Here is a 13,478-nt window from a genome sequence, read left to right as displayed (position 1 = left end):
TTACATCCTCTCTGGGGCAGAAACGCCCAGCAGTTCCAATCCATTTGCCAAGACGGTGGTGGCAGCGTCGTTCAGCCACAGGCGGGTGCTGTGCACTGCTGAGATCGCTTCGTCTTCACCAACCGGGGTAATACGGGTTGCGGCGTACCACGAGTGGTATGCACCGGCTACCTGCTCCAGGTAACGGGCAATGCGGTGTGGTTCGCGGAATTCTGCAGCACCAGCCACGACCGATGGGAACTGTCCGAGTACGGCCAGCAGTTCGTTTTCGGTCGGATCGGTCAGCAGAGTTGCGTCAAAGTCATCACGGGTAATGCCCTTGGCTACAGCGTTACGGGCTGCGGCAGCCGAACGTGCGTGAGCATACTGAACGTAGAAGACCGGGTTGTCGTTGGTGTTCTTTCGCAGCTGCTCTGGATCCAAGGCAATTGGAGAATCGGCTGGGTAACGAGCCAGCGAGTAACGCAGTGCGTCAGCACCGATCCAGTTGATCAGATCGCGCAGCTCAATGATGTTGCCAGCACGTTTGGACAGCTTGGCACCGTTGACGCTGATCAGCTGACCGATCAACACCTCGATGTTCTTTTCCTTGTCATCTCCTGCGCAGGCAGCGATGGCCTTCAGTCGATTAACGTAACCGTGGTGGTCGGCACCGAGCAGGTAGATCTTTTCTTCGAAGCCGCGGTCCTTCTTGGACAGGTAGTACGCGGCGTCGGCAGCAAAGTAGGTTGGTTCGCCGTTGGCACGGATCAGCACACGATCCTTGTCGTCACCAAAATCGGTGGTGCGTAGCCAGACTGCGCCTTCCTGATCAAAGATATGACCCTGTTCGCGTAGGCGAGCCACGGCGTCAGCCACAGCACCGCCCTCATGCAAAGCGGTCTCTGAGAAGAACACGTCGAAGGTGACACCGAAGTCAGCAAGGGTCGCCTTGATATCAACCAACTGCGCTTTGTACGAAGCTTCGCGCAGGGCAGGAATGGCTTCTGCTTCTTCCAGCTTGCCAAGCTCAGGGTTCTCCGCGAGTACTACGTCGCCGAGTTCCTTGATGTATTCACCTGGGTAGCCGCCCTCAGGTACGGGCAGGCCGTGGATGCGGTTGTATACGGAGCGGGCAAAGACGTTCATCTGGTTGCCGGCGTCGTTGATGTAGTACTCAGTGGTAACCGTTGCGCCCGAGGCACGAAGGACGCGCGAGATGGCATCGCCCAGTGCAGCCCAACGGGTGTGGCCAATGTGCAGCGGTCCGGTTGGGTTCGCCGAAACGAACTCCATGTTGACCACGTGGCCGGCCAGGGCTTGGTTGTGACCGTAGGCAGCGCCGGCATCAACGATGCTGCGGGCTAGCTCACCGGCTGCGCCGGCTTCTAGGGTGATGTTGAGGAAGCCTGGACCAGCGATGTCGACTGCGTCGACTCCTGGAACCTCTGCGAGTCGTCGGGCAAGGAGCTGCGCGAAGTCGCGGGGTGCCATTCCGGCTTTTTTGCCCAGCTGCAGCGCGATGTTGGTTGCCCAGTCACCGTGCTCACGGCTCTTTGGACGGTCAACACGTACGGTCTCTGGCACCTCAACGGAGATATCACCAGCGGCTACGGCTTCGGTGAGGCATGCGGATATTGCTGCGGAGAGTTCTTCAGGAGTCACCGTTCAAGAATACCGGTAATTGCCCTAAATAATGAGCATTCATGACTCCCCCGGACTGTGAGACTGAGCAGTCCCGGTGACTTTTGCACCACATTCTTGAGTGCTTTCTCCAATTGCGCAGATCAGCGTACCACCTGATAGTATTTTTTCTGTTGCTCAGCAACCCGCCTCTGTAGCTCAGTGGATAGAGCGTCTGCCTCCGGAGCAGAAGGTCGAAGGTTCGATTCCTTTCAGGGGCACCAGCAAATTGCAGGATCTGGAATTCCAGACCTGCAATTTTTTTGTTTAAATGTTGCCGATAACTATGGCGAAGATTTACTTGTCACTGGCGTCTATGTCTTGCTTAGTGATTATCTTGGCTCATGACCGAATCCACGAGTGCTCACCCTAACGAACCGCATCAGAAAAACTTTGCTGAACGTCTCAACTGGTTGCGCGCCGGCGTGCTTGGCGCCAATGATGGCATTGTTTCAGTAGCGGCCACGGTAGTAGGCGTCGCGGGTGTCACCAACCAATCGGCACCCATTTTTACTGCCGGCATGGCTGCCGTCATTGGTGGCGCGATATCCATGGCGCTAGGTGAATACGTATCGGTCAGTAGTCAGCGCGACTCACAGCACGCACTCATTGAAAAAGAACGCCAAGAACTTGCCGATGATCCGCAAGCAGAGCTTATTGAGCTTGCTGGGATTTACCAGTCGAAAGGGCTGAGCCAAGAGACTGCACTGCAGGTGGCCAATGAACTCACTGAACACGATGCGTTAGCAGCACACTTGTCGGCAGAGCTGAATATCGATGAAGAAGAAGTCGTCAATCCTTGGCATGCTGCTTATGCCTCTGCCGCTGCCTTTGTTATCGGCGCGATCCTACCCATGCTGGCCATCATGCTGCCGCCGGATTCGGTGCGCATTCCGATAACCTTCGCCGCGGTGCTCATTTCTCTTGCGCTGACCGGGACACTCGGCGCCTACATCGGTGGAAGTTCCAAACGTGTCGCGGCGCTTCGCTTGGTGATTGGTGGTGCGCTCGCTTTGGCGGCGACGTTCTTCATCGGCACCCTGCTTGGGTCCAGCGGAATCTTTTAGAGCGGTGCCAGCTCGGAGGTTACGTTCTCCTCTGGTTTTCTGCATCAAAGGCAATAGGCTGAAGTCATGACTAAGCAGCGTGGTTTCGGTGTGCTTTGGGCAGCCACCTCGCTGTCCAACCTTGCCGACGGCTTGGCTTTTGTCGCCGTGCCGTTGATCGCCGCATCGTTGACCCCCGATCCACGGTTGGTCGCTGGACTTTCTTTGACCTACGCCGTTGTGCGACTGCTATTCGCGCTCCCGATTGGCGTGTGGGTCGATCGACTTGATCGGCGCAATCTGTTCAGCGTCGCCAATATTCTGCGTGGGTTAGCACTATTAGCACTTGGCATCAGTTTTAACCTTTCCTTCCCGAATATCTTGGTCTTGTACCTGGCCATGGCGGTAGTAGCTGTCTTTGAAGGCACTGCCGATACGGCGGCAGTAGCGATACTCCCCCAGCTGGTGAAAACCACGAATCTTGATCGGGCCAATTCCAAAATTGCGGCCACACAATTGGTAACCGATGAATTTGTCGGTCCACCGCTGGGTGGTTTCCTCTTTGCTCTTGCGGCAGTCATTCCCCTTTATTTCATGGGTACGCTCTGGGCCATCGCCGGATTACTGGCATTAGCGTTGCCACGCACCCGAGTACTTTCAAAGGACTCCGGCGAGCGCACGGGCGTCTGGGCAGAAGCCCACCAAGGGATCAGCTGGTTATCCAAGCACCGCGTTGTCGGCACTCTGGCGCTCATAGGTGGGTTGGCCAGCTTCGGATACATGTTGCCCTTTTCAATTTTGGTCCTTTTCGCCAAAGAGCAACTAGGACTGAATTCAACCGGCTACGGTCTGCTCCTCGCCTTTTCCGCCTTGGGCGGGCTGATTAGCTCGGTGATAGCACCAAAGCTACGAGTACGATGTGGCTACAAGAAATTAATCGTTCTCAGCCTGGGACTCGGCTCGCTAAGTCTGGCCGGGCTCGCCTTCACGACATCCGCTGTTTTAGCCGGGGTATTGCTGGCCTTGTACGTCTTGCATGCGGTCCTCTGGAATATCTGTTCAACCTCGTTGCGTCAGAAACTTGTTCCGCAGGCCCTTATGGGACGGGTAAGTTCAGCCAGTAAGGTTTTGGGTCTGATCGGTCTTGCTATCGGCGCAGCAGCTGGTGGCGCCTTGGGTACGGTCACCATCGCTTTACCCTTTGTCGTTGGAGCTGCAGTCTTCTTGCTCTGCGCTCTGCTTGCACTGACAAAGATGGAACACGTACCTCAGTAAGCTAAGACTATGGATGCCAAAAGTCCGTCAATAACTTTCGCAGTAGTGAAGCCTGAAGATCAAAAGTCTGTTGCCCAGGCTGCAATCATCTGGGCTCGCGCTGCCGCCCAGCGCGATCACCAGCCACTGCCCAAAGATGGCGCGCAAGCTCTCGCTGGCGTCCAACGTCGTTTAGCCCTTCCTAGCTCCCGGCTCGTCTTGGCTACGCTCGCTGATGAGCCTGCAGGTTTTACCCTCTGCGCTCCGCACGATGACTATCTGGAAATTTACTATGTCGCAGTCTCGCCAGAATTCTGGGGCCGTGGCGTTGCACGTCAGATGTTGGGTGAAGTAGACCGCTACGCGCTCAGAGCAGGCTTCCACCACATCCGTTTATGGGTCATAGCCGAGAATTCCCGCGCCATGCAGGTTTATCTGTCTTGCGGCTACCAGCAGACAGGCCAAGAACTCGTTGATCAGAGTTCGGGACGAGTCGAGTGCCTGTTGGAGAAAACTTCGACTTAAACCAGTTCAGGCTCCGCCAACCATTAGGGTATGCGGAGCCTGAACTGTTGTTCTCAGTTTTTATTGCAGCATGGTGCGATCATCGAGCTGAGCGCCCTTGATCTTTTCAAATTCACCGAGCAATCCCTTAACAGTCATTTGCGACTTTTCTTCTTGATTCAAGTCCAAGATGATCTGCCCGTCATGCATCATGATCAGTCGTGTTCCCAATTGCAGTGCTTGTTCCATGTTGTGTGTGACCATCAGCGTCGTCAGCTGATGCCGTTCAACGATTTCCTTGGTCAAGCGAGATACAAGAGCTGCACGCTGCGGGTCAAGCGCTGCGGTGTGCTCATCCAGCAACAGGATCTTTGGCTTTGAGAACGTAGCCATCAACAGGCTCAATGCCTGACGCTGACCTCCCGAGAGCAATCCAACCTTGGTCTTCAGGCGCTTCTCGAGGCCTAGTTCCAGGCTCTTGAGTTCCTCGACAAATAGCTCACGTCGCTTGGCTCCAACGCCCAAACCCAATCCACGGAAACGGCCACGGGCGTAGGCCAAGGCCATATTCTCTTCAATGGTCATGGCTGGAGCAGTGCCAGCCATTGGATCTTGGAATACGCGGCCGATGTACTTTGCTCGACTGTAGTCCGCTAGCTTGGTGACGTTCTTTCCGGCGATGCTCACCGAGCCTGCGTCCGGCTGAAGTTTGCCGGCCACCATATTGAGCACTGTAGATTTGCCTGCGCCGTTGGAACCAATGACGGTGACAAATTCGCCGTCGGTCAGTTCCAGATTGATGTTGCGCAGAGCTTTACGTTCATTGACGGTTCCGGGGAAGAACGTACGCGATAGGTTCTGGATATTAAGCATTGGTGCGAACCTCTTCCTTGCCAGTTACGGTAGCCGGCGAGCGCTTGAAGGTCTTCACTATTTTCTGGAACCCCTTCCATTTAGGCAGCAACAACGCCACGACAACGAGCACTGCTGAAATCAGCTTCATGTCGTTGACTTCCAGGCCCGCAGACAAAGCCAGCTGAATCACCAGACGGTAAATCACTGCGCCGAATACGACTGCCAATGCAGCCAGCCAGATGTAACGCTGGGTGAAAATCGCTTGGCCAACGATGACCGAAGCCAAGCCAATCAGAATCAAACCGATACCCATGCCTACGTCAGCGAAGCCCTGGTACTGAGCAATCACCGCACCGGAAAGGGCCACAAGGCCGTTGGAAAGGGCAAGGCCCAGAATCTTCTGAGTATCGGTACTGACACCGAAGGAACGAATCATTTCCTGATTATCGCCGGTGGCACGCATGGCCATTCCCACTTCGGTGTGCAGGAACCACACAATGGCAGCAACAAATACAAGACAGAGAACGAAGAGAATCGCAATCGATGTCCCAGTACCCAATAATCCCGCTTTGCGCAGGGGGCTAAACAGAGTTTCTTCACCAAGCAACGGTGTATTTGCTTTACCCATGATGCGTAAGTTGATGGAATACAAAGCAATCATGGTCAAAATACCGGCCAACAAGCCGTCAATTTTTCCCTTGGTATGCAGTAGACCTGTGATGGTGCCGGCAACTAGGCCAGCGATAAAGGCCAGTGCCGTAGCGAGCCACGGGTTCACGCCGCTGACAATGCTCACCGAGGCGACAGAGGCTCCGGTGGTGAAGCTACCGTCGACTGTCAGGTCTGGAAAATCTAGGATACGGAAGGTCAGATACACGCCGAGCGCCATGATGGCGTAAATCAGGCCGAGTTCAACCGCTGTGATCATGTGGGGATCCTTGAGTTGTATTGTCACAACGAAAGGCGAGGCATCAGATCATGCGCCTCGCCTTACGTCGCTTGTGATGCAGGGTTTAGTAGACTTCGACGGCCTTTGACTTCATGTCCTCGGAGAATTCGATGCCGGAGTTCTTTGCGGCTTTCTCATTGAGGTACAGGTCAACCTTTGAGATGGTCTCTACCGGCAGGCTTGCTGGTTCGGCTTCGCCCTTGAGTACTTTGACCGCCATGGCAGCGGTCTGCTCGCCGAGCTTCTCGTAGTTAATGCCGTAGGTTGCGGTAGCACCACGCTTAACCGAGTCGCCGTCAGCGGCAATAACTGGAATCTTCTTCTTGTCAGCGGTCTGGATCAGACCTTCAAGTGCAGAAACCACAGCGTTGTCGGTCGGAACGTAGTAAGCGTCTACGTCCAACGATCCTGCTGCCTGCTGTACTTCACTAGAAGTTGAAATCGCAGACTTTTCGATGGTCAGGCCCAAATCTTTAGCAGCTTCTTCAGCCAGCTTGACCTGAACTTCCGAGTTCACTTCGCCCGAGGAGTAAACGATGCCGACCTTCTTAGCATCTGGTTTCAGTTCCTTGAGCAAAGCAAGCTGCTCATCAACTGGGTTCAAGTCCGAGGTGCCGGTGACATTGGCACCTGGTGCTTCATTGGATCCGACGAGCTTCGCGCTCACAGGGTCAGTGACAGCTGAGAACAGAACTGGAACCTTGGTGATGGTCTGGGCTACTGCCTGGGCTGACGGGGTGGCAACTGCCAACACCAAATCAATATCCGAGTCCGCAGCAAGCTTGCCAGCAATCGAGGTATTGGTAGCCTGATCAGCTTCCGCGTTGTTCTCGTCGTAGGAGATCTTGTCACCGGTGTAGCCGGCGCTCTCCATGCCCTTTTTGAATCCGGTGACGACAGCATCCAAGGATGGGTGCGTAACGTACTGTGCGATGCCGATCTTTACTGGCTCGTCACTTGCAGCCTTGTCGCTCGATCCGTTGCTACCGCCGCAAGCGGTCAACGCAAGTGCGCTAGCTGCAGCTACTGCTGCAAATTTCATAGCTGTGAAGCTCTTCATTGAAATCCCCTTCAAAGTCCCCATAGTGCGAGTGATGTCATCAATGCAGTTGGTAGTTGGGCTGCAAGACCACTTGTGAAATGCATCCGGGAACCGTCCCAACACCACATCGATGAATACCCTAGATCTTACATGTGAACGACCTCACCTTAGTCACCGGATAGGGCCATCGAGAGACGTTTTAATCTTGATATTGAACTTTATGGGCACAATTTCCGAGTAGTGAGACGAAATTGGTACGTTTTGTATTTTGTCTCCACAAGATGTCGACGTTTGCCTAGACGGACAGAAAATTTGACTAACCTCTTTCACACATCCTTGGACCGGATTAGGCCACAAATTTCGCCCTCGGCTCGGCGGCAAGTGGATTGGGCGCTACGCGAATAGAATAGAAACATCATGGCGCTTAGCATTACGTATCCAGAAGCCCTCCCGGTCTCAGCCCGTCGCGCAGACATCCTCAAAGCAGTGCGCGAAAATCAGGTGGTAGTGATAGCCGGTGAAACCGGTTCAGGAAAGACCACCCAGCTGCCCAAGATGCTCATTGAACTCGGCCTGGCCGAAAAGGGCATGATTGGGCACACCCAGCCTCGTCGTCTTGCCGCGCGCACCGTGGCTGAACGAATTGCCGAGGAAATGGGAACCGAAATCGGTGACGAAGTCGGTTTCCATGTGCGCTTCACCGGTGAGGTCTCGCGCAATACCAAGCTAAAAGTCATGACCGACGGTATTTTGCTTGCCGAAATTCAGCGTGACCGTTTGCTGAAAAAATACTCTGCGATCATCATCGATGAGGCTCACGAGCGCAGCCTGAATATTGACTTCCTACTCGGTTACCTCAAGCAGATCATGCCAAAGCGCCCTGATCTGAAGATCATCATCACCTCGGCTACGATCGACCCTCAACGTTTTGCCGAGCACTTTGGTAAGACGTTACCCTCAGGCGAGATTGAACCAGCACCGATTCTGGAAGTCTCCGGACGTACCTTCCCCGTTGAACTGCGCTACCGCCCATTGCAGGCTGAAGCAGCCCTTGACGATGAGTCAGATGATGAAAATTCATTAGAGGAAGAACGCGATCCCCTCGATGCAGTCACCGATGCGGTTAAGGAACTAAGCCGAGAAGCACCAGGCGACATCCTGATCTTCTTCTCCGGTGAACGAGAAATTCGCGATGCGGCTGAGGCGTTGCGAGCAATGGTCACCGCCAATAAGCGCCTGCCTCGTTATGAAGTATTGCCGCTTTTTGCTCGCCTCTCACTTGCTGAGCAGCACCGAGTCTTCCACCCGGGCAGTGCACCACGCCTGATCTTGGCTACCAACGTGGCTGAAACTTCACTCACCGTGCCAGGCATCAAGTACGTGATCGATACTGGCACCGCCCGCATCTCGCGATACTCGCATCGCACCAAGGTGCAACGTCTACCTATCGAACGCGTTTCGCAGGCCAGCGCCAATCAGCGTTCGGGCCGTTGTGGTCGTGTCTCCGAGGGCATCGCCATCCGCCTATACGCGGAATCAGACTTCGAAGCTCGCCCCGAGTTCACCGACCCGGAAATCCTGCGCACCAACCTAGCGAGCGTCATCTTGCAGATGATTTCCATGGGCGTAGTTGCGTCAGCCACCGAGGTGGGAAAGTTCCCCTTCGTTCAGCCTCCCGAAGCAAAGGCCATCACCGATGGTGTGAACCTGCTGCGCGAACTTGGTGCGTTGGAATCCAACAAGTCCGCCAAGCTCACCCCGATTGGTCGCAAGCTGTCCCAGCTGCCACTAGACGTACGTCTGGGACGAATGATCGTCGAGTCTGCGGACCGCGCAGTGGCTAAGGAAGTCATGGTGCTCGCCGCAGGTCTGAGCATCCAGGACCCACGAGAGCGTCCAAGTGAAGATACCGGCATGCGCGAAAGAGCTGCCGAGCTACACAAACGATTCACCGATGAGAAGTCTGACTTCATTGCCTTGCTTAATCTCTGGGCATACCTGCAAGAACAGCAGAAGGAACTCTCTTCCTCGGCCTTCCGCCGCATGTGCAAGACAGAGCACATCAACTACCTGCGCGTGCGTGAATGGCAAGACTTGTTCACACAGTTGCGTCAGCTTGCTAAGCCGTTGGGCATCACCGTAGCGGCTGCCCCGATTGACCCGGCTGCCAACGAAGACCAAGTTCACAAGTCACTACTGGCTGGTTTGCTTGGACATATCGGTATGTACGATGAGCGCAAACGAGATTATCTCGGTGCGCGTGGCACTCGCTTTGCCATCTTCCCTGGCTCCGGACTTTTTAAGAAGTCGCCAACCTGGGTCATGTCCGCCGAGCTCGTGGAGACCTCACGCCTATGGGCGCGAATGAACGCAGCCATCTCCCCCGAATGGGTGGAAGAACTCGCGCCGCATCTGCTTAAGCGAACGCACTCGGAACCGCATTGGTCTAAGCGCACCGGCTCTGTCATGGGATATGAAAAGGTCACGCTCTTTGGCCTGCCAATCATCCCCCGCCGTCAGTTCCACTACTGGCGGGTTGACCCGATTCTGGCGCGCGAACTATTTATTCGTCACGCGCTGGTTGAGGGAGATTGGCGTACCCACCATAAGTTCTTTGCCAAGAACCGGGCTCTGCTTGAAGAAGTTGAAGAGCTTGAGACACGTATGCGCCGTCATGATCTGCGCATCTCTGATGAAGATCTATTCACTTTCTATGATGCGCGGGTGGGCTCCGAAGTTTATTCTGAGCGTCATTTTGACCGTTGGTGGAAAAATGCACGGGCAACTGACCCAACGCTTTTGGACTTTGACCCCGAAGCTTTGTTGGCCGACGGTGAAGAACTCGATGAAAGTAACTTCCCCACCACGTGGCAACTGGGCAATATTCACCTGCCCCTGAGCTACGAATACAATCCGGCCGCCAGTGCAGGTGAAGGCGACGGCGTTTCGCTTACCGTTCCTGTGGTGTTCTTGAATCAGCTGGACCCTGCTCGCTTCGCTTGGCTCATTCCAGGCCTGCGTCACGAGCTGATTACTGCGCTGATCCGTTCCATGCCGAAGGCCATACGTAAAAACTTCGTTCCGGCCCCGGATGTTGCAGGTAAAGCTCTAAACATGCTGGATCAAGACTTTGATCCAGCTACTGATGATCTGGCGGAATCACTGGCGCTGGTCTTGCGTCGATTGCGCGGCATGGTGGTTGAACCTTCGGTCTTTGATTTTGCTGCATTGCCAGCGCACTTGCGCTTCGGTTTCACTGTCACGGATGCCTCCGGCAAGGTATTGGGTCAGGGTGATGATCTGGCCGCCCTGCAATACAAGTTTGCGGCTGCCAACCGCGCAGCGCTGGCTAGTGGAGTCAATAAGCCGGGCAAACCTGGCGCATCGGTGGCATCACCTTCGAACAAGTCGAACAAGTCGAACAAGAAGGGTGCCAAGGCCTCGGCCGCACCAACTCAGGGAGCTTGGGACCAGCAAGGTCTTGACCATTGGCCTGAGCTAGAGGCTGCTGGCGATACCCTAGGCGATACTTTGCCAGCTAAGGTCACCACCACGGTTATGGGCCAAGAGATCACTGCCTTCCCCGGACTGAACGACACCGGGTCGGCCGTAGATCTCACCGTCTTCCGTAGCGAGACTGAACGCGATGCTGCGCATCGTGGTGGTGTCATTCGACTGCTGATGTTGCGTTTGCCGTCGGCGGCAAAGTTTGTCATCTCGCACCTGAAAAATGCGGAAAAGCTGGTGTTCACGCAGAATCCGCACGGATCCATCGACAAGTTAATTGCTGACTGCACCATGGCCGCCGTGGATCAGTTGGTTCCGGCCACGCTTCCGATGAACCGAGCTAGTTTTGAAGCACTCTTCGAATCTGTGCGTGCCGAGCAGATTGACACCGTCTTCACCATCACCGGAGTGGTGGCTAAGGTCTTTGGATCTTCGACCCGGATCAACAAGGATCTAAAGAGCACAAAGTCATTGGCGATGTTTGCTGCAGTCACCGATATCCGTTCGCAGCTTGAGCAGTTGATTTATCCGGGATTCATTGCTGCCACCGGTGCCGCGAACCTCATGCGCCTACCGCGTTATGTACAAGGCATTGAAGTGCGTTTGGAGAAGTTGCGCGGTGGAGCGGTCACCCGTGATTCACAGGCATTGGTGACCATCCAAAAACTGGAAGATGAGTACGATACTGCTCTGGGTAAGGTTCCACAGGGCGCACGTGTTCCTGCGACTTTGGGCCAGGTGAAATGGATGCTGGAAGAAATGCGCATTTCGCTCTTTGCCCAAGAACTGGGCACTGCGTATTCGGTCAGTGAAAAGCGCATCCGTAAAGCAATGAAGGATGGGCTCGCTGAGCTTTAGCCATACTCGTTACAAAGTTTGGAGCGGGACGAATCCCGAGTCAGATGCCGCGGGGTACTGGACATCATGTTGGCGCGCCATATCGGTTCTGAACGCCCAACCACGCAGGTCCAAGGCTAACTATCTGGCTGGTGGAACGACGATGATTTGCACGTCGTCCTCGTAGATGACCGTGCCAGGAGACTTTGACTGTAGTTTCTCCCAACCGATCTGGTGCGCGTCGAGCAACTTGAGATACGGCTCGACGCGCTCCAGCAGGTGGTGTGCACTGTCCTTAAACCAAGCCACTGCCCCGGGATTGAGCTCATGATCATAAATTTCGGGGTCAGTGCTGCTTGGGTTTGGATAGGCTGCGTCATACCAATCATTGCCCGCACGCCAAATGACGTGCTCTTCTTCGCTGAGCTCACCGCCGCGGCCGAGCGAATTGACGAGGGCAAAAATTCCTAGATTTACGCCGCGATGGTTAGGCGACACAGACTGGTAGCGCAGGTACAGCAAGGTTTTAGGCCTCTGGGACAAATTCGCTGTGGCCGTCCTGAACCAAGCCATCGCGCAAGAGCTGAGCGTTTTTATCCAAGGCCACTGGGTCTGGGTTCTCCGTCGCATTAGACAGATCAAAATCAGCCAGCGAATTGGTTGGCCAGACATGCACATGTAGATGAGGAACTTCAAAGCCTGCAATCATCAGTCCGGCACGCTGCGCACCAAATACGCGCTTCTGGGTCTGTCCGATTTTTCTCGCCACCAAGGTCAGATGGGTGACTAATTCTTCAGAAGCATCCGTGAATTCATCGACTTCCTCACGTGGCACTACCAGTGCGTGTCCGTCGGTCAGTGGGCCGATAGATAAGAAGGCAACGCATTTTTCGTCTTTCCAGACGAAACGGCCTGGGATCTGACCTTCAATAATCTTGCTGAACAGCGTACTCATTGCTGCCTTTCTCTAGCTGCAGTATTTTTAGTTGCGATGCTTTTCGTCGCTCGTGGCCACTGGCGCTTGCGGGTATGAGCAATATTCGGACCAGCTACCCGGGTATAAGCCCAGTTCAATGCCTGCGCTGGCTGCAGCGAGCACCTGATGCGCGGCGGTGATGCCGGAGCCACAATAGGCTGCAGAACCGGGCTGCTGCGCTCCGAGCTTGGTAAAGCTTGCTTGCAGATGTTCGGGTGTGTGGAAGCGCGCCTGGGCGTCCAAGTTGTCGGTGGTCGGCCGGTTCAAGGCGCCGGGAATGTGTCCGGCCACCGGGTCAATCGGCTCTTCGATCCCCAGATAGCGGGCGGTAGCGCGCGAATCGATTAGCACTCCAGTTAGGGATTCCAATTCGCCGAACTCGACTACCGGCATTCTGCCCCAGGAGAGCATCACCGTCCCGGGTGCTGCTTCTTCGATGCCATCCGAGATCGGGCCATCGGCTTGCTTCCAAGCCTCCAGTCCGCCATCAAGTACCTGAACGTTTTCAAATCCTGCATGGCGTAACAACCACCAAGCGCGGGCTGCGGCGAGGGCACCAGAATCGTCGTAGGCCACGACGCGACTGTCTGGGTTGATGCCCCAACTGCGCGCGGCAGCTTCAAAATCTGCAGGCAGTGGTAGCGGGTGACGTCCGGTATGCTCACCGACAGTGCCTGATAATTGCGTTTCCAGATCCACAAAGACGGCACCCGGAATATGACCGGCAGCGTACTGCTGTGCGCCGTCGTTCTTTCCAAGCACCCAGCGCACGTCTAAGAGCACGGGAGAGGCCTCGCCCTGAAGCAAGGCTGTGAGTTCATTGGCGGAAATCAAAGGATTCATATG

At 55.1% G+C, this 13,478-nt stretch carries 11 protein-coding genes and 1 tRNA gene; 5 read left to right on the top strand and 7 right to left on the bottom strand.

Annotated features, from left to right (window positions below):
• Entirely contained in the window at positions 1-1,644 is a 1,644-nt protein-coding gene (argS, locus tag ACT3RW_RS05985) for an arginine--tRNA ligase (RefSeq protein WP_444613137.1), read from the bottom strand.
• Positions 1,645-1,810: 166 nt separating this feature from the next.
• On the opposite strand from argS, the gene ACT3RW_RS05980 reads away from it, so the two are divergent.
• From ACT3RW_RS05980 to ACT3RW_RS05965, 4 genes are all read left to right on the top strand, one after another.
• Positions 1,811-1,886, top strand: a tRNA-Arg gene (locus ACT3RW_RS05980).
• 120 nt (positions 1,887-2,006) lie between these two features.
• Positions 2,007-2,729, top strand: coding sequence for a VIT1/CCC1 transporter family protein (locus ACT3RW_RS05975; RefSeq protein ID WP_131087853.1), 723 nt, complete (start codon positions 2,007-2,009; stop codon positions 2,727-2,729).
• Positions 2,730-2,795: 66 nt separating this feature from the next.
• Positions 2,796-3,983: an MFS transporter gene (locus ACT3RW_RS05970; RefSeq protein WP_444613136.1), complete on the top strand. Its 1,188-nt coding sequence runs from the start codon at positions 2,796-2,798 to the stop codon at positions 3,981-3,983.
• Positions 3,984-3,992: 9 nt separating this feature from the next.
• Positions 3,993-4,487 (top strand): GNAT family N-acetyltransferase, encoded by a 495-nt coding sequence (locus tag ACT3RW_RS05965; protein WP_444613135.1) that lies wholly within the window; start codon positions 3,993-3,995, stop codon positions 4,485-4,487.
• Between the two features lie 60 nt (positions 4,488-4,547).
• On the opposite strand, the gene ACT3RW_RS05960 is transcribed toward ACT3RW_RS05965, so the two are convergent.
• The 3 genes from ACT3RW_RS05960 to ACT3RW_RS05950 all read right to left on the bottom strand — a co-directional run bounded on the left by ACT3RW_RS05960 (position 4,548) and on the right by ACT3RW_RS05950 (position 7,330).
• Positions 4,548-5,339: an ABC transporter ATP-binding protein gene (locus ACT3RW_RS05960; RefSeq protein WP_131087850.1), complete on the bottom strand. Its 792-nt coding sequence runs from the start codon at positions 5,337-5,339 to the stop codon at positions 4,548-4,550.
• Entirely contained in the window at positions 5,332-6,249 is a 918-nt protein-coding gene (locus tag ACT3RW_RS05955) for an ABC transporter permease (RefSeq protein WP_444613134.1), read from the bottom strand. The genes ACT3RW_RS05960 and ACT3RW_RS05955 overlap by 8 nt, the downstream gene beginning before the upstream one ends.
• 85 nt (positions 6,250-6,334) lie before the next feature.
• The gene (locus tag ACT3RW_RS05950) at positions 6,335-7,330 is read right to left on the bottom strand and encodes an ABC transporter substrate-binding protein (RefSeq protein ID WP_131087848.1); all 996 of its coding nucleotides are present in this window, start codon (positions 7,328-7,330) and stop codon (positions 6,335-6,337) included.
• A 399-nt stretch (positions 7,331-7,729) separates the two neighbouring features.
• Here ACT3RW_RS05950 and hrpA point away from each other — a divergent pair, with 399 nt between their 5' ends.
• Complete coding sequence (hrpA, locus tag ACT3RW_RS05945; protein ID WP_444613133.1) at positions 7,730-11,677, top strand: ATP-dependent RNA helicase HrpA; 3,948 nt, start codon at positions 7,730-7,732, stop codon at positions 11,675-11,677.
• Between the two features lie 120 nt (positions 11,678-11,797).
• Here hrpA and ACT3RW_RS05940 read toward each other — a convergent pair whose 3' ends face one another.
• Genes ACT3RW_RS05940 through ACT3RW_RS05930 form a run of 3 tightly spaced genes read right to left on the bottom strand, consistent with a single transcriptional unit; the run spans position 11,798 to position 13,475 of the window.
• On the bottom strand, positions 11,798-12,178 hold the full coding sequence (locus tag ACT3RW_RS05940; RefSeq protein ID WP_207306494.1) for a hypothetical protein: 381 nt from the start codon (positions 12,176-12,178) through the stop codon (positions 11,798-11,800).
• A gap of 4 nt (positions 12,179-12,182) precedes the next feature.
• Positions 12,183-12,611 carry an HIT family protein gene (locus ACT3RW_RS05935; RefSeq protein ID WP_262198022.1) on the bottom strand — a complete coding sequence of 143 codons (429 nt, stop codon included), beginning with the start codon at positions 12,609-12,611 and terminating at the stop codon, positions 12,183-12,185.
• Between the two features lie 27 nt (positions 12,612-12,638).
• Positions 12,639-13,475: a sulfurtransferase gene (locus ACT3RW_RS05930; protein ID WP_444613132.1), complete on the bottom strand. Its 837-nt coding sequence runs from the start codon at positions 13,473-13,475 to the stop codon at positions 12,639-12,641.
• Positions 13,476-13,478 lie beyond the last annotated feature (3 nt).

The sequence above is a fragment of the Glutamicibacter sp. AOP5-A2-18 genome, from assembly GCF_052446055.1.
Classification (GTDB): Bacteria; Actinomycetota; Actinomycetes; order Actinomycetales; family Micrococcaceae; genus Glutamicibacter.
Note: the sequence above shows the minus strand (reverse complement) of the source record. Positions and strands in the feature narration are given on the sequence as shown.